The organism is Bremerella sp. JC817, from assembly GCF_040718835.1.
Taxonomy (GTDB): Bacteria; Planctomycetota; Planctomycetia; order Pirellulales; family Pirellulaceae; genus Bremerella.
The window spans coordinates 313,963-335,032 of record NZ_JBFEFG010000280.1 but is presented as its reverse complement, the minus strand read 5'-3'; the positions used below and the strand labels follow the sequence as shown (position 1 = coordinate 335,032).

15 protein-coding genes are annotated in these 21,070 nt (G+C 57.6%); 10 read left to right on the top strand and 5 right to left on the bottom strand.

What is annotated here, in order from left to right; translation table 11 throughout:
• Positions 1-7 precede the first annotated feature (7 nt).
• Positions 8-1,417 carry a c-type cytochrome domain-containing protein gene (locus tag AB1L30_RS19625; RefSeq protein ID WP_367015210.1) on the bottom strand — a complete coding sequence of 470 codons (1,410 nt, stop codon included), beginning with the start codon at positions 1,415-1,417 and terminating at the stop codon, positions 8-10.
• A 226-nt stretch (positions 1,418-1,643) separates the two neighbouring features.
• Here AB1L30_RS19625 and queC point away from each other — a divergent pair, with 226 nt between their 5' ends.
• From queC to AB1L30_RS19605, 4 genes are all read left to right on the top strand, one after another.
• Entirely contained in the window at positions 1,644-2,303 is a 660-nt protein-coding gene (queC, locus tag AB1L30_RS19620; protein ID WP_367015208.1) for a 7-cyano-7-deazaguanine synthase QueC, read from the top strand.
• Positions 2,304-2,734: 431 nt separating this feature from the next.
• On the top strand, positions 2,735-3,538 hold the full coding sequence (locus AB1L30_RS19615) for a 4'-phosphopantetheinyl transferase superfamily protein (protein ID WP_367015206.1): 804 nt from the start codon (positions 2,735-2,737) through the stop codon (positions 3,536-3,538).
• A 41-nt stretch (positions 3,539-3,579) separates the two neighbouring features.
• Entirely contained in the window at positions 3,580-3,855 is a 276-nt protein-coding gene (locus AB1L30_RS19610) for an acyl carrier protein (RefSeq protein WP_367015204.1), read from the top strand.
• 65 nt (positions 3,856-3,920) lie between these two features.
• Positions 3,921-11,618 (top strand): aminotransferase class I/II-fold pyridoxal phosphate-dependent enzyme, encoded by a 7,698-nt coding sequence (locus tag AB1L30_RS19605; RefSeq protein ID WP_367015202.1) that lies wholly within the window; start codon positions 3,921-3,923, stop codon positions 11,616-11,618.
• 29 nt (positions 11,619-11,647) lie between these two features.
• On the opposite strand, the gene AB1L30_RS19600 is transcribed toward AB1L30_RS19605, so the two are convergent.
• Together AB1L30_RS19600 and AB1L30_RS19595 are read right to left on the bottom strand one after the other, a co-directional pair.
• Positions 11,648-11,851 carry a hypothetical protein gene (locus AB1L30_RS19600; RefSeq protein ID WP_345090005.1) on the bottom strand — a complete coding sequence of 68 codons (204 nt, stop codon included), beginning with the start codon at positions 11,849-11,851 and terminating at the stop codon, positions 11,648-11,650.
• Between the two features lie 97 nt (positions 11,852-11,948).
• Complete coding sequence (locus AB1L30_RS19595) at positions 11,949-12,839, bottom strand: metallophosphoesterase (RefSeq protein WP_367015200.1); 891 nt, start codon at positions 12,837-12,839, stop codon at positions 11,949-11,951.
• A gap of 273 nt (positions 12,840-13,112) precedes the next feature.
• Here AB1L30_RS19595 and AB1L30_RS19590 point away from each other — a divergent pair, with 273 nt between their 5' ends.
• The 5 genes from AB1L30_RS19590 to AB1L30_RS19570 all read left to right on the top strand — a co-directional run bounded on the left by AB1L30_RS19590 (position 13,113) and on the right by AB1L30_RS19570 (position 19,317).
• Entirely contained in the window at positions 13,113-13,988 is an 876-nt protein-coding gene (locus AB1L30_RS19590; protein WP_367015198.1) for a hypothetical protein, read from the top strand.
• Positions 13,989-14,232: 244 nt separating this feature from the next.
• Positions 14,233-14,454, top strand: coding sequence for a hypothetical protein (locus AB1L30_RS19585; protein ID WP_345090013.1), 222 nt, complete (start codon positions 14,233-14,235; stop codon positions 14,452-14,454).
• 361 nt (positions 14,455-14,815) lie between these two features.
• On the top strand, positions 14,816-17,812 hold the full coding sequence (locus tag AB1L30_RS19580) for a Tex family protein (protein WP_367015196.1): 2,997 nt from the start codon (positions 14,816-14,818) through the stop codon (positions 17,810-17,812).
• A gap of 139 nt (positions 17,813-17,951) precedes the next feature.
• Positions 17,952-18,434 (top strand): hypothetical protein, encoded by a 483-nt coding sequence (locus tag AB1L30_RS19575; RefSeq protein ID WP_367015194.1) that lies wholly within the window; start codon positions 17,952-17,954, stop codon positions 18,432-18,434.
• A 127-nt stretch (positions 18,435-18,561) separates the two neighbouring features.
• Positions 18,562-19,317 (top strand): hypothetical protein, encoded by a 756-nt coding sequence (locus tag AB1L30_RS19570; protein WP_367015192.1) that lies wholly within the window; start codon positions 18,562-18,564, stop codon positions 19,315-19,317.
• Positions 19,318-19,328: 11 nt separating this feature from the next.
• Here the strand turns inward: AB1L30_RS19570 and AB1L30_RS19565 are convergent, their stop codons facing one another.
• Entirely contained in the window at positions 19,329-19,709 is a 381-nt protein-coding gene (locus AB1L30_RS19565) for a hypothetical protein (protein ID WP_367015190.1), read from the bottom strand.
• A gap of 93 nt (positions 19,710-19,802) precedes the next feature.
• The gene (locus AB1L30_RS19560; RefSeq protein ID WP_367015188.1) at positions 19,803-20,081 is read right to left on the bottom strand and encodes a hypothetical protein; all 279 of its coding nucleotides are present in this window, start codon (positions 20,079-20,081) and stop codon (positions 19,803-19,805) included.
• A 357-nt stretch (positions 20,082-20,438) separates the two neighbouring features.
• On the opposite strand from AB1L30_RS19560, the gene AB1L30_RS19555 reads away from it, so the two are divergent.
• Complete coding sequence (locus AB1L30_RS19555) at positions 20,439-20,927, top strand: chemotaxis protein CheD (RefSeq protein WP_367015186.1); 489 nt, start codon at positions 20,439-20,441, stop codon at positions 20,925-20,927.
• The last annotated feature ends 143 nt before the right edge of the window (positions 20,928-21,070 follow it).

Genomic DNA, 21,070 nt, shown 5'->3' with positions numbered 1-21,070 from the left:
AGGCGATTTAGTGGGCGGCCGCAGTCTGCGGGGAAATCGGCACGGCAGGAAACGTTTGCTGCTTCTTGCCCGTTTCGAGGTCGTGCAGCAGGACGTCACCGGAGAAACCAACCGAGGCGACTTGCTTGTTGTCAGGGCTGATGCTTACCGAGTAGATCGCTTGCAGCGGACCTTCCAGGTCGACCAGTTTCTTTCCTTCACTGACATCCAGAACCTGAATGAAGCCCGCTCCATCCAGGCTGCTGCAAACCACCGCTTTGCTGCCGTCGGAAGTGAATGCCACGTCGTAGATACGGCCTGGCATCTCTGGGAAGTCTTTGATCTTGTTGAAGTCGTCGCCAATCTTGCGAGCCTTTTCGCGGAACAAGCGATAGATCTTCGGCACGCCATCGGCGCCGCCGATCAACACCTGATCTTGTCCCGGCTGAAGAGCCACCGCATTGATGCCACCCTTCAAGGCACCAGGCGTAATGCTGGTGACGTTGTCGACGAATCGCTGTGTCTTCACTTCATACAGCTTCACCGCCATGTCTCGACTCACCGAAACCAGGTGGCTGCCATCTTTCGAGAAGACCGTATCGAGGGCCCAGTCTTCGTGAGCACCATTGAAGAACGATTGCTGGCCGGTCTCAGCATCGAAGGCCCGGACCGAGTTGTCGCCGCAGCCAATTGCCACCAGTTTGCCGTCCGGGGACCAACTGGCACCATAAACGTTGTCGTACGAAACGGGGACTGAATAGAGAAGTTTGCGCTCGGCAACGTCCCACATCTGCAGTTCACCCAGTCTTCCCGGCGAACCGCCTGCCACGGCCAGACGCTTACCATCCGGCGAGAAGGCAACCGATTCGATTCGCTCGGACATGCCAACCAGTCGTCCAGCGACTCCGCTTCCATCCGCCTTTTGTAAAAGCACTTCGTGATAGCCAGATACGGCAAGCAGTTGGCCATCGGGTGAGAACGCAACGCAGGTCAGCACGGGAGCACGCACGTAGGTCGGTGGATGTTCGGCATCGAAGGTTACTTTGGCGGACTCTGACGTGTCGTCCTTCGCACCTTGCAAGATCCAGTTCAGGATCGTCTTGCGATCGGTCTCGGAAAGAGGCGTCTTCCCTTTGGGCATCTCGGCTTTGCCGTCGACCGGTGTGATCAAATCGACCAGGTAACTAGCCGCCGGATCGCCAGCGACCACCGAGGCCGACCCAGATTCGCCAGCGGTCATCAGTGATTTGTGATCGGTCATCAGGAAGTCGCCACCCCGCTTTGCCGGTTGGTGGCATCCCTGACAGTTCGCTTGCACGATTGGTCGAACGTCCCGGTAGTAGCTGACCTGACCTGCCTGATCGGCCGCAGCGTCTTCAGCCGCTGCGATCGCAGGGAATGCGATCAGCACCACCATGAATAGAGAGGAAGCACGCATGGATGAACCCTTTGCGGGATAACTCGACAGGAAAAGGAAGGGAGGTGACAGGCCAAGGGCGTGTCGAGAAGGGAAGGCTCGCAGGAAGATGCAGGTCAGTGTAACGGAAGATTCGCCCGATTTGCAAGTTTTTTAGGCGGGGGCAACCTCGATTCGCTGGTTCTCGATCGCAGTCAACTGCGCTAGACTGGATTGGATTCAAATCTGGCTTTCTACGGAGCTGCAAATGGCGAAGGTTGTCGCGGTGGTGTCGGGCGGAATGGATTCGGCAACACTGCTTTATCACATTCTGGACGAAGGTCACGAGGCCTGGGCCATCTCGGTCGATTACGGCCAGCGCCACGTGAAAGAGCTCGACTTTGCCCGGCAACTTTGCGAAGGGGTCGGCGTTCCGCACCAGGTCGCCGATCTGTCGGCTATCAACCCGATCTTCGGCAACAACAGTCTTTCCGGCCGTGAGATGGAAATCCCGGAAGGGCATTACGCCGAAGAGAGCATGAAGCAGACGGTCGTCCCGAATCGAAACATGATCCTGCTTTCGGTGGCGATTGCCTGGGCGGCCAGCAACAAGTGTCAGGCGGTCGCCTATGGTGCCCATAGCGGCGACCATGCGATCTATCCCGACTGCCGGCCTGAATTTGCCGATGCTATGGACAACGCGGCCCGGCTGTGCGACTGGAATCCGATCGAGCTATGGCGACCCTTCGTGCATATGGACAAAGGCGAGATCGCCAAACGAGGCTTCGATTTGGGTGTTCCGTTCGAGAAGACTTGGACCTGTTACAAGGGTCTCGAACTGCATTGTGGAAAGTGCGGAGCGTGTGTCGAACGGAAAGAAGCCTTCTCTGCTCACGGGTTGCCCGACCCCACCCGGTATGCCGGGTAGATAGTCTGGGCAATGTAAAAGTTGCGTCTCAAACGACTTGTCGCGCGAAATCTGGCGAAAATCAGCTCAACCTTTCGATCGGTTTTGCGATAATCTTCTCGCAACGTCAGTGCTAGCCCGAGCGGCCCTTTCAGGGGGATCGCTCGTTGGTGGGGATTGGCGCCGCTTGCTTGGAGCCGGAATATTTGGTCTAGTTCGCCTAGGCTTCCCTCCTGCTCCAGTCGATTTAGGTCCTATTCGGAGCGACGTGAATCTGGGAGATCGAGTGAATTTAGCGTAATTTCCACCTCTGCGATGGGTGTGAAGTATCCTTTGGCTGCGATCGCGCGAAGCTATTGGGGTTCTGCTGATTACGCTTCTCGACCTGGAAACAATGGCCGCAGACCCAGCATTTCGCCGAATTCGACCATATTGCGGATGAATGTCCGATCATGGCACCCCCCCGAACGGGCCCACCACCGATGATTCAACTTTCCACCAAGCCGTTTCCTTTGCCGCTTCCTGCTCGGCAATTGGAAATAGGAACCAACGATCTGCACCTTTGGCGGGTCTCGCTTGAAGACGGCTTGGCCGACGTCGACCAGCTTCATAAAAGCCTCTCAGACGCCGAGCAACTGCGGGCATCGAAGTTCTTCACGGAAAACCTCGCCCAGCAGTACGTCGTCTATCACGCGGCCCTGCGCGACATCTTGTCACGTTATTTGGGCGTAGTACCTGCCAAAATCGCTTACCAGGCAAGCAGTTACGGCAAGCCAAACGTCATCACCGGCCAAGCCGGAACGCTTCAGTTCAACCTGACGCATTCGAGCGAACTGGCGGTCGTGGCAGTGACCAAAGGGGCAGAAGTTGGGGTCGATATCGAACGCATCCGCGAGGTACGCAGCTTCGCCAGCATGCTCGAACGATGTCTCTCCGACGCGGAACGCAAAGATATCTGTGCCCACCAGGAAACCGAGCAGCATCGCCATTTCCTGCGGTTTTGGACCCACAAAGAAGCCTATCTGAAGACGATTGGCGTCGGGCTACGGGCTCCTCTCGACCGGGTTACCCTCGATCTGCTGGCCCCGGATGCTCGGAAGGTGGTCAATCATTTTCATGTCTTCCCCAATACGCCGTCGGTTCGATTGATGGAACTCGTTCCGTGCGAAGGGTTTGTGGGTGCTGTCGGCACCACCCACGTCGATTCCCCAGAGATCAAAACGTTCGGTTGGGTCAGTGGTCGATCGGGTGAATAACGGGTAAACTGGCGTGTTACCCTTTAGTCACGAGGTGATCAATGACAGCCGATCAGTCCGCACCTTCCGGCGATGCGCCTAAGTCCGCGGAAGAAATCCAAGATTGGATTATCGATTATCTAGCCAAGCTGTTGGAAACGAATCCCAACACCATTGACCCTAGCGCTACCTTCGATTCCTTCGCCCTCGATTCGGCCACGGCCATCGGGATGACGGGCGATTTGGAGACCTGGCTCGGTAAACGAATCGATCCCACGATCGTTTACGATTACCCCACGATCGAAGAATTCTCGAACTATCTTGCGGGCCAGAAATAGCCAACTGACCCAATGTCTGCCGTTGGCGTGCCTGCTCCTATCCACCTGCGACGGAAGCCTTTTCGATGCAGCCAAAACATGAACCGATTGCCGTTATCGGAATCGGTTGTCGTTTGCCCGGTGCCGACGGCCCGGATGCCTTCTGGAATCTGCTAATCGAAGGTCGCGACGCCATCGTCGAGGTCCCGCCAGATCGGTGGGATGTCGATCGTCTGTACGACCCGGAACCAGCCACGCCCGGCAAGATGTATACGCGTCGCGGTGGCTTTCTGGGCAACGTCAGCGACTTCGATCCGACCCTCTTCGGTATCAGCGGACGCGAAGCCGAGAAAATGGATCCGCAGCAGCGACTGCTGTTGGAAGTGACCTGGGAAGCGTTCGAGAACGCCGGCATCCCTGTCAAATCGCTAGGTGACAGCGCTACCGGTGTGTACGTCGGTATCAGCAACAGCGACTATGCGCGGTTGATGTTCCGCGGGCTCGATTCGCTGAATGCCTACAGCGCGACCGGCACCAGTCTTTCGATCGCCGCCAATCGATTGAGCTATCTCTACAACTTCCGCGGACCAAGCATCGCGGTTGATACCGCTTGCAGTTCGTCGCTGGTCGCGGCGCACTTGGCTTGCCAGGCCCTCGAAGCAGGCGAGACCGATCTGGCCGTGGCCGCCGGCGTGAACTTGATTCTGACGCCTGAAGGCACGATCACCTTCTGCCAGGCCCGCATGATGGCCCCCGATGGTCGCTGCAAAACCTTTGATGCCAAGGCCGATGGCTACGTCCGTGGCGAAGGCTGCGGTGCCGTCATTCTGAAGCGACTGAGCGATGCCGAGCGCGATGGCGATCGCATCCTCGCTGTCATCCATGGTACCGCCGTGAACCAGGATGGTCTCACCAACGGGCTGACCGCGCCGAATGGTCCGTCGCAGCAAGAGGTCCTTCACGCAGCGTTGGCCGATGCTGGTGTCGAGCCGCAATCGATCGAACTGATCGAGGCACACGGGACTGGGACTTCGCTGGGCGATCCGATCGAAGTACGGAGCCTGAAGAATGTCCTCGGGATGCAGCGCGACGCCAAGCAGCCACTTCGCTTGGGAAGCGTGAAAACGAACATTGGTCACTTGGAATCGGCCGCCGGTGTTGCCGGTTTGTTGAAGCTGATCCTGGCGGTCAGCAAGGGCAAGATTCCTCCTCATCTCAATTTCGAGACGCTGAATCCTTACATCGATTTAAGCGACGCCAACGTCGAAATCGTCACCCAGCCAACCGAATGGAATGCCGCCCCAGGCAATCGTTTGGCTGGCGTCAGTGCTTTCGGTTTTGGTGGCACCAACTGCCATGTGATCGTCGGCGATTACGTCTCGAAGCCAGCCAAGACAGTCGATGCCCCTCAGGCCGAACGACCGCGCCACCTGATCCCGGTTTCGACGCAAACCGCCGATGCGTTGCCGCTGCTGGCGGAGCGTTACCTGGAAACGCTGCAAAGCGATGCCGTCTCGCTGGCCGATCTGGCTCATAGTGCGACCACTGGCCGTTCGACGCTGGAGGTGCGTGCCGCGATCACTGCCGCGACGAAGGAAGATGCGATCGCCGGCTTGAACAAGCTGGTCGAGAAGGGCTCGAAGGCATCATCCGCCAGCGAACCCGTTCGTCGCCGTAACAAGGTGGTGTTCCTGTTCACCGGTCAGGGCTCGCAGTACGTCGGCATGGGACGGAAGCTGTACGACACGCAGCCAGTCTATCGCGACGCGATCGATCGCTGTGCCAGCGAACTCGCCAAGTACGACGTTCCGCTGCTGGACGTTCTGTTCGGCGAAGCAGGCGACGAAACGATTCATCAAACGGCCATGTCGCAGCCAACGTTGTTCGCGACCGAATACGCCTTGGCTCAGTTGTGGTTGTCGTGGGGTGTTTCCCCCAGCATGGCCATCGGTCATAGCGTCGGCGAATATGTCGCGGCGTGTGTTGCGGGTGTCTTCACGTTGGAAGATGCTTTGAAACTGATTGCCTTGCGTGGCAAGCTGATGCAAAGCCTGCCGGCTGGCGGTGCGATGCTGGCCGTGTCGGCTGCTTCCGATCGGGTTGAGACGCTGCTCAATGGTTTGTCGAAGAAGGTCAACGTCGCGGCGGTGAATAGCCCGCAGCAGACCGTACTAAGCGGTGCTGCCGAAGCAATCGACGAAGTGGCGACCCTTTGTCAGAACGAAGGCATTCGGGCCACGCGTCTGACCGTTTCGCACGCGTTCCATTCGCAGTTGATGGAACCGATCCTGGAAGAGTTCCAGCAAGCCGTTTCCGCCATTGCCATGAAGCCGGCGTCGTTCCCGATCGCGGCGAACCTGACCGGTCAGTTGAGCAAAGATGCGTTCACCAAGCCGGAGTACTGGCGTCAGCATCTGCGGGAAGCAGTCCGTTTCGCCGATGGTATCCAAGCCATCGCCGCCAAGGGTGGCAACGTCTTTATCGAAGTCGGTCCGCAGCCCGTTCTTTCAAGCCTCGGCCGCGTGAGCGTGCCAGGCAAAGAGAACGCTTGGCTACCGAGCCTTCGCAGCGGTCGTGACGACTGGCAGATCTTGCTCGATTCGGTTGGCGAGTTGTACCAGTTGGGCGTGGCGATCGATTGGAAGTCGTTCGATGCACCGTATCAGTTTGGTCGCGTTGAACTGCCGACCTATCCGTTCGTGCGGAGCCGCTATTGGGCTCCTGACACGATGCCGGTCTCCAGTGGCGATGACTTCGGAACCGGGGTTGGGTTGATGCCAACGCGGACTTCGCATCCGCTGTTGGGCGTCAAGATTCCGACCGCGACCGACGAGGTCTTGTTCCAGACGAACCTGGCCCCTGGCTTCCCGGCCTATCTGAACGATCACCAGCTGTTCGGCAATCCGGTCTTCCCAGCGACAGGCTACGTAGAGCTGGCGTTGGCGGCCGCTAAAGCGCAGTTCGAATCAGGCCTGTTCGCGGTCGAGCAGATGACCGTTCAGCAGCCATTGGTCTTCGAACAACAGCATTCGAAGACGATCCAAGTCATCTTATTGCCGGAAGAGTTCGGCTATGCTTCGTTCCGTATCCTTAGTGCGGAAACGTCCGACGACAACGACACCATCTGGAAGCTGCATGCCGCCGGTAAAATTGCTCCGGCCACGGCTCGTCCTGAAAAGGCCGAGCTGCAAGATGTCTTCTTCCGCATGGAGAAGCAGGTCGAAGTCGACGAGTTTTATCTCGGCGCGAAGCAAAGTGGTTTGCAGTATGGTCACGCCTTCCAGGGCATCAAACGCCTGGGCAATGGCGATGGCGAATCGCTGGCGGAAGTCGCGTTGCCGTCCGAACTGCAAAGCGACGCTCGCAACTACAGCCTCCACCCTGCCCTGTTGGACGCTTGCTTCCAGACGGTGGGCAGCTTGCTGGCCGACGACCTCACGCCGGGCACGACGTTCATTCCGATCGGTGTGCAAAGCATCACCTGCTTTGAAGAACATTCGCCGCAGCGGGTTGCTTGCTGGTCGAAGATTACCGGCCGCAAGCCAGGGCGAATGCCTCAGGTCGAAGCCGATATCATTCTCGCCAACGAAGAAGGGGAAGTGCTTGCCGAAGTTCGCGGCTTGAAGCTGGCCCGGTTGGCGAAGATCGATCTACAGAAGCGTTTGGTCGCCGATGTCGATCGTTGGTACCACGAAGTGCAATGGCTCGAAACGCATCGTATCGGCAAGCCGTTGACGGTTGATGAAGCGGACGAATCGGTCTGGCTTGTCTTCGGTGATGGCCGTCCGATGACCGAGTACCTGGTCGATCAGTTGCGGCAGCGCAAGCAGCACGTGATGGAAATCGCTCCAGGCACGGAACTGGAATTCGGACCGCAAGACGCCACGCTCGATCCGGCCGAACCGTCGCAGTTCGCCGATCTGCTGGAATCGCTGAAGCTGGGTGGCAATCGCAAACTACGCGGCGTTATCTATCTGTGGGCTCAGCAAGATTTGTCAGGCAAGGCCGACGAATCAATGGTCGATCATGCCCTCGGTTGCCAGGGACTACTGCACGTCGCCCAGGCCTTGGGTGCGTTGGAAGACCAGGCACCACGGTTGTATGTCGTGACGTTGTCAGGCCAGCAGGTCTTTGCGGGCGACAAGATTGGTCACCCGCTGGAAGCCGCGACATGGGGTCTGGCAGGCGTGATCGCCAACGAGATGCCGAAGCTGCAGTGCACCCGGGTCGATGTCGACGCCGCCGATCGCGAGTCGGCCGGACGTTTGTTCGGCGAAGTCTGGGTCCCCGATGCCGAAACCGAAATTGCCTTGCGAGGCGAGCGGCGTTTCTCGGCACGCTTGATGCCAATGCGTTTGGCAGACGATGGCGAGCTGACCGTGCCAGAGCAGTCGTATCAGCTCGGCCTGAAGAAGTTCGGCATGCTGACCAACCTGGAACTGGTCTCCAAGCCGCGAACCGCTCCTGGCGAGACCGAAGTCGAGATCGCCGTGAAGGCGTCCGGCTTGAACTTCCGCGATGTGCTGCGTGCCTTGGGTATGCTTCAGGAATACGAAAAAGAGATCGGCATTCTCAGCGAAGCTGACGTGACGTTTGGCTTCGAAGGAAGCGGCGTCATCACGGCTGTTGGCAGTAAGGTGAAGAACCTGAAGGTGGGTGACGAAGTCATCGCCCTTTCGACCGCCAGCATGACGAGCCATTTGCTGGTCGATCAGAACTACGTCGCCAAGAAGCCGAGCAATCAGAGCTTCGACGAAGCCGCGACCATTCCGCTGGCATTTCTAACGGCTCACTACGGTTTGGTGCGTCTGGCGAAGCTTCGCAAGGGAGAACGCGTTCTCATCCACGCCGCCGCTGGTGGTGTTGGTCAGGCCGCCGTGGCAATCGCCCAAGCAGTCGGCGCCGAGATCTATGCGACCGCAAGCCAAGGCAAGTGGGACTTCCTCCGCTCGCTGGGTATCAAGCATATTTACGACTCGCGAACGACGCTGTTCAGTCAGCAGGTTCTGGATGATACCGATGGCCAAGGGGTCGATGTCGTCCTGAACAGCTTGAACCAAGAGTTCATTCCGAAGAGCTTTGAGTGCCTGTCCGCCAAGGGACGATTTGTCGAGATCGGCAAGATCGGGATCTGGACTGCCGAACAGGTCGCCGAGTTGCGTCCGAAGGCAGAGTACTTCCCATTCGATCTGGGCGACGAAGAACGCAAAGCACCAGGGCTGATCGCCGAGATGCTGACCGAACTGCTGCCGCAATTTGAATCGCATCAACTGGCACCCCTTCCGCTGCAAGCCTATCGCATTGAAGACGCCGTCGAGGCGTTCCGCTTCATGCAGCAAGCCAAGCACCTGGGCAAGGTGGTGCTGCAGATGACTCCGCCCACCAGCGAGCGTCCGCTGGTGCGTGGGGATGCTTCGTACCTGATCACTGGTGGTACCGGTGCCATTGGTCTGGAGGTCACGCAGTGGCTGGTTGACCAGGGCGCGAAGAGCGTGGTGCTGACCAGTCGCAGCGGAAAGGCGAACGAAGAAGCCGCCGAACGCATCGCCCAGTGGGAAAACGAAGGGGCGAAGATCTCGGTACTGACCATGGATGCCGCGCAAAGCGATCAGGTCGCCGCGGCGTTGGGTTATGTACAAACCGAACTGCCGCCCCTGGCAGGCGTGTTCCACGCGGCCGGTGTGCTGGACGATGCCACCATTCCGCAGCAATCGTGGGAGCGATTCTCGAAGGTGTTGCCGGCGAAGGTCGACGGTTCGTGGTACCTGCATCAGCAGACCCGCGAGTTGCCGCTCGATTACTTTGTCTGCTTTTCGTCGATCGCCGCCATGATTGGCTCGCCCGGTCAGGCCAACTACGCCGCAGCCAATGCGTTCATGGATGCCTTGTGTGCTGGCCGACGGGCTGAAGGTCTGACAGGCCTTAGCATCAACTGGGGACCATGGAGCGGTGGTGGTATGGCCAAGGGAACCGATGCTCGTCGGTTCGCGGGGATTGGCTTGGGCATGATTGCTCCGCCACAAGGCTTGTTGGCAATGGAAGAACTGCTTCCAACGCGACATGCCAACGTGGGTGTATTCCCGGTCGAGTGGAACAAGTTCCTGAAGCAGTTCGGCCGCAACAAGCATCCAAGGCTGCTCGATGAACTGGCCAAGATTCATCGACAGGAACGAACCGCCGCGACCGCCGTTGGTGGTTCGCTTCGCGACCGATTGCAATCGGCCGACGAAGAGAAACGGGCCTCGATGATCTCGGACTACGTCGCCGATCAAGCCGCGAAGACGCTAGGCATCGCCGCGTCGCAGATCGATCGGGCCAAGCCATTGGCCGAGATGGGGCTCGACTCGCTGATGGGGATCGAGCTGAAGAACGCGATCGAAGCCGAACTCGATGTCGATATTCCGGTCGAAGAGTTCTCGCAAGACACCACGGTCACCAGCCTGGCTACGGCCGTGGCAGGACTGATCGGCGTCGAAGGGGACTTCACTGCTTCGTCGGGCGAGGCATCCACCTCCCCGGCTGCGAAAGAAAAACCGGCTCGGGCCATCGAAGACATTCCTGACTCAGAATTCCAGACCGATCAGTTCCCGGAAGTGGTCGCTCTGCAAGATCGTATTGCGACGTTCGCCCGTATGGGGATGGATAGTCCGTACTTCGATGTGCACGAAGGGACGACCCGCGACACGGCGATCATCGACGGTCGCGAGTTCATCTGCTTCAGCAGCTACAACTACCTGGGCAGCAGTGGTGATCCGGAAGTTACCGCCGCGGCCAAAGCGGCGGTCGATACGTTTGGTACCAGCGTCTCGGCCAGCCGTGTGGTCTCGGGCGAGAAGACGATCCATGGCGAGCTGGAACGAAAGATCGCCGAGTTCCTGGGTGTCGAGTCTTCGGTCTGTTTCGTCGGTGGTCACTCGACCAACGAAACGACGATCGGGCACCTGATGAGCCCGGGTGACTTGATCCTGCATGACGAACTGGCCCATAACAGCCTGGTGCAAGGCTGTATTTTGTCGGGTGCCCAGCGACGCGCCTTTCCGCACAACGACACGGCCGCATGCGAACGCATGTTGGCGGAAGTGCGTGGCAAGTATCGCCGCGCGGTGATCGTCGTCGAAGGCGTTTACAGCATGGATGGCGACTACTGCGATCTGCCGAAGCTGGTCGAGATCAAAGAGAAGTACAAGGCGATGCTGTTCGTCGACGAAGCCCACTCGATCGGAACGATGGGCAAGACGGGCCGCGGGATCTGCGAACACTACGGCATTCCTGGTTCGCGAATCGACTTCCTGATGGCGACCCTCAGCAAATCGCTGGGTAGTTGCGGTGGTTACATCGCCGGTAAGAAGACGATGATCGAGTACCTCAAGTACACGGCTCCGGGCTTCGTGTTCAGCGTTGGTATGCCGCCATCGAACGCCGCCGCCGCCTTGGCTTCGTTCAAGCGGATTGAAAAGCATCCGGAAGTGGTCGCTAAGTGCATGAGCAACTCGAAGCTCTTCCTGAAGCTGGCCAAAGAAAAGGGGCTGGATACCGGCCTCAGTAACAATACGCCAGTGGTCCCTGTGATCACGGGCAACTCGCTGTTGGCACTGAAGTTGTCGCGGGCTCTGTATGCTCGCGGTTATAACGTGCAGCCGATCATGTATCCGGCGGTTGAAGAAAAAGCGGCTCGTCTGCGATTCTTCATCACCAGTTGCCATAGTGAAGAACAGATTCGGCAAACGGTCAATGCAACGGCCGAAGAGCTGGCAAAACTGCGAGCGGAAGAGGCTGGCAGCTAAGGGGCATCGGCCATGTTTAAGATGGGCGGCTAGTGGCGATCTCGATCGCGCATTGCCTTTTCCCACAAACGCATCAGTTCGCGGCCGATGCTTAAGACGGTGAGCAGCAAGACCGGGGTGGCCAGCGTTAGAAACAGAAACGGAAAGTTGTGCGTGTTGTCTTTCTCGTTTCCGGTGTTCAGCATGTAGTGACCCATGACGAACAACATGCTGAACAGAAACATCATCAGCATGATCGCCCCCATTCCAAACTGAGGGCGCCAAGGGCGCTTCGAAGCTGGCTCCATTTCGCTGGTGGAGTCGTCTTCAAAGAGTGGATCGTTTCCCATCTTAGGAAATGGTCTCCAGCACCGGAGCATGCAGGGAATGAATCTGGTTGAGCAGCTCGTCTTGAGTCAGCTCGCCGGCCATCGGAATCATCAAGTACTTGCCAAGCCGGCTGCAACAGTCGAGGACGATCTGTCGCGAATTCGGCGATGAGAAACCATGCTGGCAAGGTTCGTGGCCGGTAATGAACAAATCGATGCCTAACTGCTGGGCGAGGTAGTCGACGTTCTCTTGACGGAAGTCGCGGCCCCACACCAGGCGATGCAGCGATCCACCACAGGCCCGATCGTGGGCGTTGATTTCGCGGTCGAAGATCGTGATATCAAAAGGTTCGTCATCACACCCCTTGGGCAGGCTGTGGGTGACCATCAGTCGCTCGCCAATGCGGATCGCGATGGGAAGGCTGCCTAGGAACTCGAGCTGGGCCGCGCGAATCATCGGGACGGCATCGCCGTACATCTGACCCATGCCGCAGCGGAACATCAAGTTCAGCATCTTGCCCGCTTTCATGATCGGAAAGTCGGTCAGCTCGGCAAGCTCGTGGTTCGAGATCAGAAAGTGGACCTGGTTGGGGAACTGGATCACCAGCTTGGCGATGTCTTCCAGCATCAGGTGCGACATGCAGCCGCCAGCCTTGGGATAGGTGGGCCCCCCATGGCAGACCTCCTGGAAGACCAGGTGCCGCCGGGGATGGTTCTCGAGATCGGCGATTTCCAGGATCCGACGAAAGTTCGTCCGGTTGCCGTGCAAATCGGCTGTAACCATGACGTCGTCAGAATTATCGCGGTCCAGGCAGACAACGTTTCCGTGCCGGAGAGAAGATCCTCGCAAGATCTGTCCGGCTTTGCGGTAACAGTCGACCGTCATCTGGGCCACGCTGGGGGCAACACTCATAAGCTTTTATGGGATCAGCAGCTAGGGACGAGAACGGACTGGTAACAATTTATTGTTGTCAGTTAACCCCGACGAGGCAAATCAGAAAAAGTTTGTGCCGGTTGTATCGATTACTCACTGCGTTTCGGCTCCGGGGGCAGCGGTCAAGCAGATTCTACTGCATTTGGCTAATTTTGATTCGGCAGACCAGGGGTTTTCAAATCTATACTTCGGTTAACTCTTCGCCTTTTCTCCTGCATGTGTAGTCCGATGAAAGCCGACCGTCGAAACTCAATGCGCTTTTCAGTAGCCCCAACCAGGGTCAAAGCCCAGCTTCGCGTGGGACGAGACACCTTCAAGGCCGAGCTGCTGGACGAGTCGATGTCGGGATTTGCCGTCGCGGTGGAAATTCCACGCCGCAAACTAGGTGAACAAGGTTTCACCTGCGAATCGGAATGCATGCTCTTTGGCGAGATCGCAAGGCTCTGCATCGTTGGGCATAGCGATTACGAAGTACAAATCATCAGCATCGTCCCCCGCGAGGACGATTCGGCCTCGGCGACACGCTCTCGGGTGTGCCTCCGCCTGGGGACCCGAGTGGTTCGCGAGCTCTACGAGGACGATCGCAATTCGCTGGGCCGTAACCTCCGGCTAATCGGGGCGATGGTCCTGGCCATGGTCTTCTCGCTGTACTGCACGGCTCATTCGTTCTCGGGTCAGGTCGCAGGATTGATGCCGCAAGTCGAGGTGGTCTGGAGCGATCTGGTAGCACAGTTTTCCAGTGCTCAGGGACCTGAACGAGTCTGGCGAAAAGAGATCGCCCACGCCAAGACACATGGCTACGTGGTCCCGAATACTCCAGAAATGACCGAGCTGATTGCTTTCACCCAGACACTGCCGACGCTGCATCGTGTGGAAAAGCTGATGCTGTTCCAGCAAGACACTCCGCTGCTGGCACAAATGGACCTGACGCCGCACCAGGTGCTATCGGTCCGCAAGATCGCCTTGGAGGCCAGCGCCGAGATGGAACGCTTGTGGCTGCAACTAAAGCACGACGCCGAGGCCTTCCAGGCCAAGCTGGCCGAAGTGCTGATCGAGACCGAAACGCGCATTCTGGCGAACCTCACCGCAAGCCAGGCCCAGATGTGGGTCAACGCTCAGCTGCAGTAATTGCCTGCTAGCATCTTGACGCTTTCGACCGCTTCTGTGCGGAAATCAGGCTCCCTAAGTTGGGATTGCCCTGAATTGTTCAATTTTCCCGGATCTGACGCCGATCAAACGTACTGGACTCGCATGTCAGAGACACGTGGCGAGTGCCCAGTTCCTGTTGTGGATCCGCAATCCACCATGTGACAGGAACTTCAGGACCCAAATGACCCAACGCCGTGCCCGTTTCCGCGCGAGGAAAGACAACATGAATCGTTTGTTCTTCATTCTGGCAACCGTTTGCCTTCTGGCGGGCAGTGGCTGCTGCCATCGGATCGGGGCGAACCCGTGCAACAACCCGACCAGCGTTAGCGCCCCGCCACCAGCCGTTCAGGGTGGGAATGGTTCGGCCCAGATCACTTACCCCTACTACACGACGCGTGGTCCTCGAGACTTCCTGGACCCAGCACCGATGGATATCGGTTACTAAACGATCGTCGCAGATTGGAACACGAAGACGCGAGTGCCGTCGCTCCTTAGGGAAGGCGGCACTTTTTTTGCGCGCTCAGGATTGTTACCGGCGGTGTGGTGGTATCTCTTGTGCAGATCCTCGACATCCCCTGATTTGTGATCAAAAGGCACCTACGGAAGGTGGCCAAGACCAAAAGGTGCGAAACGTCGGTTAAATATGGGGCGTGATCTCTCCCCTAATCCTTGACAAGCGGCACCGCTGCCCCTATGTTGCCGTGCTGGTATCATCGGGTTCCCGATATCGCTTTAGTCAAACAGCATCTGCGTTTACGTCGACTCTTCGACACGCAAGTTTGCGACAGCTCCCACCAGGCTTCCACATGGATACGACAATCGTCACGGACCTTCAAATCGTTGCCCGTGAAGTTGGTATTCCTCTCGACAAAGTTCAACGCACGGTCGAACTGCTCGACGATGGGAACACAGTCCCATTTATTACTCGTTACCGTAAGGACGAGACGGGCGGGCTCGATGAAGAGCAGATCCGTGCGATTCAAAGCAGCAACACCAAGCTGCGTCAGCTCAACGAGCGCAAACGGACGATCCTTAAGTCGATCCAGTCGCAGGAAAAGCTGACCGAAGAACTCGCCGAACAAATCAAAAAGGCCCAGACGCAGAAGCTGCTGGAAGACCTCTATCTTCCCTTCAAGCCCAAGAAGCAGACCCTCGCGACCCAGGCACGCGAACGCGGTCTAGAGCCACTCGCTCAGGAAGTGCTCGATGACGCCGAAACCGCCAAAGAGCTTCGTGCTCGGGCTGAAGCCTTCGTCGATGCCGAGAAGTCGCTCGCCGACGTCGACGCCGTGGTGCAGGGCGTAGGCTGCATCGTGGCCGAAGTCTTCTCGGAACATGCCATGCTGCGTGGTCGCTTGCGGAAACTGTTCTGGAAGACCGGACAGTTGACCAGCACCCGGATCGAAAACTCAGGCCAGTCCGATAACGACGACGATTATCACGACGACTCGGAAGAAGCCACCGGCGAAGAAGTGGAAACCACTTCGGATGTGACCGAAGTCGCTGCCGACGATGCAGCGTCTGCGGAATCGACCGAAACCAAGGCTGAAGAAAAGAAGGATGGCAAGAAGAAGCCAACCATCCAAGAGATCCGCCGCGAGAAGCGTAAGCGTCAGAAAGAAAAGGAACGTGCCAAGAAGGACAAGGCGTTCCGCGACTATTACGACTACCACGAACCGGTTTCCAAGATCCCGCCGCATCGCGTGCTGGCAATCAATCGTGGCGACCGCACCCGATTCTTGAAGGTGCGAATCGAAGTCGATTTCGACAAGATCGTGAAGACGGCTGAAGATGCCGTCATCCCGGAAGGTCACACGCACGCCGAGTTCCTGAAGCAGTCGCTCCGCGATAGCCTCAATCGTTTGATCATTCCAAGCATCGAACGCGAAATTCGTCGCGAGCTGACCGAGAAGGCCGAGACGCACGCGATCGAAGTGTTTGCCTGCAACTTGCGAAAGCTGTTGCTGCAGCCTCCAGTTCGTGGGAAGCGCGTACTGGCCATCGATCCTGGCTTCCGCAGTGGCTGCAAGCTGGTCGCTATCGATCCCTTCGGCAACGTGATGGGTACCGGGGTGATTCACCTGATCGGTCCTCAGGATCGCGTGGAAAAGAGTCGCTCGCGCATTGTCGAGATGATCAAGCAGTTCGATGCTCAGATTGTCGCGATCGGCAATGGCACCGCTTGTCGCGAGACCGAGCAGATCGTGGCGAGTGCAATCGCCGACGAACTGAAAGATCGCGACATCTGTTACCTGATTGTTAACGAAGCCGGGGCGAGTGTTTACTCGACCAGCGAACTGGGCCGAGAAGAGTTCCCGAAGTTCGACGCCACCATCCGCGGTACCATCAGCATCGGCCGTCGCCTGCTTGATCCGCTGTCGGAACTGGTGAAGATCAATCCTTCCAACATCGGTGTGGGCTTGTACCAGCACGACGTCAAAGCGAAGCACCTGCGTGACTCGCTGGACGACGTGGTCGAATCGTGCGTGAACTATGTCGGCGTCGACGTGAACACCGCCAGCCCTGCCCTGCTGAGCTATGTCTCGGGCTTGAATCAGCTGACGGCACGTCGCATTTACGAGCATCGCCAGGCCAAGGGCCCGTTCCGTTCGCGGGAAGAGATTCGCGAAGTCGCCGGCATTGGTGAAGCGACCTTCGTTCAGGCCGCCGGCTTCTTGAAAGTGGTCCCCGCCGAGAATCCTCTCGATGCGACCTGGATTCACCCGGAAAGTTACGAAGTCGCGACGCAATTGCTGGAGAAGCTGGGCTGCTCGCTGACCGAGGTGTTGGCGACTGTTCCTTCGCCTCCGCCCATCGCAGCCAAGCCAACCGGCTTTGGCGTGCTGGAAGAAGCCGCGGCACCTGCTGCGGAAGAAGCGACCGAAGCAGAAGCACCAGTTGCCGAAGCGGTCGCCACGGAAGAGCCAGCAGCGGAAGCTGCTCCGGCAGAAGCCGCCGAAGCAACTGAAGTGGCTACGGAAGAAGCACCAGCCGAAGTTTCGCAAGCGGAAACCGATTCGGCAGTCGAAACGATCGACCCTGCCGACGTTCCAGCCCCGCAGCCTGCTCCGGTCGAGATTGGCGTCTCGGACGAGAAGCATAAGCAATTGCTGGCCAAGATTGCTTCGGCCAATGTCGATCAGCTGGCAGAAGAACTCAGCATCGGCGTTCACCTCGCTCGCGACATCATGGGTGCCCTTTCGCGTCCTGGTCGCGACCCGCGTGCCGATTTCCCACCACCCCTGTTCCGTCGGGGCGTGCTGAAGCTCGAAGACCTCGAGCCAGGCATGGAAATGATGGGCACCGTGCTGAATGTGGTCGACTTCGGTGCGTTCGTCGACATTGGTTTGCACGACAGCGGCATGGTTCATATCAGCCGCCTTGCCGATCGATACGTGGGCGATCCTCACGAAGTGGTCAGTGTTGGCGATGTAATTCGCGTCTGGGTTATCGAGATCGATCGCGAACGTCGTCGCGTCTCGCTGACGGCCATCGATCCTGCGATCGAGACCGAAAAGAAGGGGAAGCCGGAGCGTCCGCAAGGCAATCGTCCGCCACGTCAGGATCGGCCACAACGCCCCAAGAACAAGGCAGGTCACAAGCCACAAGGTGGCGGTGGCAAGGGAAAGCATGGGGGCAAGCCTCATCACGCCGAACGTCGCTCGAAGCCAAAGCCGAAGCCTGTCAAACCGCTGACCGACGCCATGAAGGAAGGGAAAGAGCCGCTCCGATCGTTTGGAGATCTGGCGCAGTTCTTCGACATGCAGCGCGACGACCCGAAGAAGAAGCCGAAGGGCAAGTAGTCTCTCGCCTCGTCGTGCCTCGCTTCGTCCCGGAAGGTACGGACGCCTGCTGCGAAAACGGTGGTTTTGTCCATCCGCCGCAGGCGTCATAATAGGGGCATCTTGTATCTCTGTCTTTCGCTCCAGGAAAGATGTTCTCATGACAGACTTCGAAGACCGACTCAAACGCGCCATCGAACGTGGTGAAAAGCGTAGCGAAGCCAAGCGGCACGCCGAGCAAGCCGCGGCAATGACGGAAGAAGAATGTCGTGAACTGCATAGTCGGCTTCGTCTGAAGATTTCGGACTATATCGAAACCTGTTTGCAGAAGCTGCCCAACCACTTTCCAGGCTTTCAATACGAAACGCTGTTTGGGGATCAAGGCTGGGGGGGCGCTTGCGTGCGCGACGACCTCGACTTGACGGGTGGCAAGCGGCGAAGTCTCTACAGCCGACTGGAACTGGCTATCCGTCCTTACTCGTCGGTTCATGTCCTGGAACTGACGGGCAAAGGAACCATCCAGAACAAGGAACTGTTCCATCGAAACCACTTCGAGAAACTGGCCGAAGTCGACGAACATGACTTCCGCGAGTTGATCGATCTTTGGATTGTGGAATACGCCGAGCAGTTCTCGGCCGTATAAGCCGGTGCCAGGCCTTGCTCCCTTGGCTTCTTTATGCCAGAGGGACTATTCCCTCGGTTTTGCCGTTGATCGAGAATGGAACTATCCTTAGGTAGACTACCTTCTCGTTGCTTCACGGAGAAAACCTATGCATTGGATCGTGGCGTTGTCGCTGTTATTGGGGGCAGAGGCTTCTGAAGAGAAGGTGCCTACCCCGGACCCTTTGTCCGCCTATCATCAGACAAACATCCGCGGCTGGGATGTCTATGTCCATAAATCGCTAATGCGGGAAGATAAAGAGACCGGCGACGCCGCGCTCGAACTGATCGACCATCAGCTCTACGACATCCAGCGGCGACTTCCCAAGGACGCCGTTGTTCAGATCCAGAAGATTCCGATCTGGCTGGAGCAAGACAACACGCACGCGAATCCTTGTGCCTGCTATCACGTCTCGGAAGACTGGCTGGGTAAGAATGGCTTCCTCCGCGAGAAAGCAAAGGCGGTCGAGATCTCCAGCGCGAAGACGTTCCTGCAGTGGTGTATTGCTCAGCCTTACATGCTGATGCACGAGATGGCCCATGGCTATCATGATCGCGTCTTAGGGTACGACGATGCCCGGGTGGTCGCTGCCTTCGAGCAGGCGAAGAAGTCCGGTACCTATGAAGAAGTGCTGCATATCAATGGCAAGAAGAAGTCGCATTACGCGATCGAGAACGAACGTGAGTACTTCGCGGAAGGTACCGAAGCGATGTTCGGGACGAACGACTTCTATCCGTTCGTGAAGTCGGAGTTCAAACAGCACGACCCCGAAGGTTTTCGCGTCATTGAAATGCTGTGGAACCAAAGCAAGGATGACGAATCGAAGCCGATGACAGACGCAGCCAAGGAAGAATCGGACGACTAAGCCGTGCGGGCTTAGTCGAACTTCGAGGCGTTGCGTCGCGATAAGTACCATGCCACGCAGCGACGGCCTGCCTGAAAGATCGGTTCACGAAAGAAGCCGATCACGCAGCCGAGCACGGCTCCGGTAATCAGCAGGCCAAGCTGGCGATGGAACAAGACGATGGTCAGGCTCCACGCCGCCAATGCAATCGTCCACCACCACGGCGGGTGCTTGATGTAGATGGCTGCCAGCAGCGTGGCCGTTCCTAGAAACGTACCAGCGAGCAAAGGGAAGAGCAGCGATCCCAGAACCGCCGCTTGATCCAAGGCGACTCCCAGAATTGGAATCACCAGCATCATTCCAAGCAGCGTCAACCAGCCCCACGCGGCCCAAGAGACCTGTTTATCGGCCATTGGCATTCTCCGCGTCGATGGGATGCAGCAAAAAGTTCCTTCAAGCGAGGACACTTGGAAGGAGTCCGGTCCGAGAGATCCTGGGTGAGGATCTTAACCGAACTTCATCGTGCGAGCTTCTCGCACGGCACGAGCTGCATTGTCCGCGAAGTTATCGATCTGATTTAAGCCACGCAGCAGCATCGCATGCCCGTCGATGACGACTTCGTCGATTTCGGCATCATCCAGGGTGCGTGCGAGTTGAGAGAGACGCCCTGCTTGTTCTCGGAGGCGTTCGACCACGTTGCTCATACGGTCGCTGTCGTACGGTTCCTTTCGCGGGATGCGGTCTTTCGCGTCGGCCGCCGCTGGTTTCGCCTTCTTCTTGGCCATAGTTCTTCTTTGCAAATGCTTGAGGGGATAAACAAGCGGAGGTTATCAGAGCCTCAGCAACTTGTAAAGTATTTAGTACCAATTAGTCAACGCAAGGTCAATATTCACTCGAAAAACAAGGTGATATCGCGGATATATCCATAGTTGTAAGTTCAATGAAAGAACAACATATAGGCACCAATCGCAAACAATGGATTAATCGGTAGATCCAGGACAATACGACGTGAAACGGCCCGTAATCAACGCAGAACTGGGAGGAATTGGCGGCGAAACCCTTTTCCCAAATGGAGGTGAGCTAGAGTTTCACGCACCCCAAATACTACGGGGTAGGAGCGCTAATAGAGACAGGGCAGACCTATGGCAACCTCGAATCTTAGCAAGACTTCGATCCGCGTCCCAATGGCGGGAATCGTCGCATCTGCGTCGCCGAATGTGCTGGAAACGCTGCTGGGAAGCTGCGTCGGGATCGCACTATGGTGCAAAGAGACTCAGCTTGGTGCGTTGGCCCATGTCATGTTGAGCGACAGCCAGGGATGTCAGAAGCAGCCAGGCCGCTTCGTAGACACGGCGATCCTAGAAATGTTGAAGCAACTGGCCGCAAATGGAGCCCGTCGTCGCGCGATCGTGGCCAAGGTATGCGGCGGGGCGAACATGTTTAAAATCTCCTCTCCGGGCCAGGAAGTGGGACGTAAGAACATCGATAAGTCGCTCGAGTTGCTCAAGGCGAACAACATCCCTGTCATCTCGAAACATGTCGGGGGGACCTCAGGTCGGGTGATCTACTTCGATCTCGAGACCAGCCTCATCCAGGTAAAAATCGGTCACGAGTTCGTCGCCACCGTCTAACGGTAAAATGCCTGTTGTTCTGCCGCTTTCTCCCAGTGAATCCGATTCACCGAAATAGGCTGCCGATTTTGGTATCTCAAAAAATAAGTTTTGGCTGTTGACGCGGCGATTTACTTTGCCCTAGTATTTTGAGTATTCAAAAT